At 37.3% G+C, this 367-nt stretch carries 1 protein-coding gene; it reads left to right on the top strand.

The annotated features are described in order from the left end of the window. On the top strand, window positions 1-243 hold a 243-nt coding region (gene tnpA, locus Q1X33_RS16640; protein WP_301969853.1), incomplete at its 5' end, for an IS200/IS605 family transposase. Between the last annotated feature and the right edge of the window lie 124 nt (window positions 244-367).

Raw genomic sequence — 367 nt, 5'->3', positions numbered from 1 at the left:
CCAAAGATTAGTATTTCTAGTTTTATGGGCTACTTAAAAGGACGAAGTGCAACCTTAATCCATGAAAAACATGCGAATTTGAAATATAAGTATGGGAATAAAAGCTTTTGGTCCAAAGGATACTACGTGAGTACGGTTGGGTTAAATCAAAAAACAATTGAAAAATATATTCGAGAACAAGAAGCAGATGATCGAATAAGAGATAGTATAAGTAAACAAGAGTATGTAGATCCATTTAAATAGTTAAAGAGAGATAGGGCTGTGAGCGGTTGGTGGTCATTTAAAAAGCCCCTTTTAAGGGGCTAGCGAGTGGTGAGCCCTTCTAGGGCTGTTAAAAAGCCACCCGTTTCACGGGTGGATATTTACT

The sequence above is a fragment of the Enterococcus sp. B2E4 genome (genome assembly GCF_030499455.1).
In the GTDB taxonomy this organism is placed as follows: domain Bacteria; phylum Bacillota; class Bacilli; order Lactobacillales; family Enterococcaceae; genus Enterococcus_D; species Enterococcus_D casseliflavus.
This window is presented reverse-complemented; position numbering and strand designations above follow the sequence as displayed.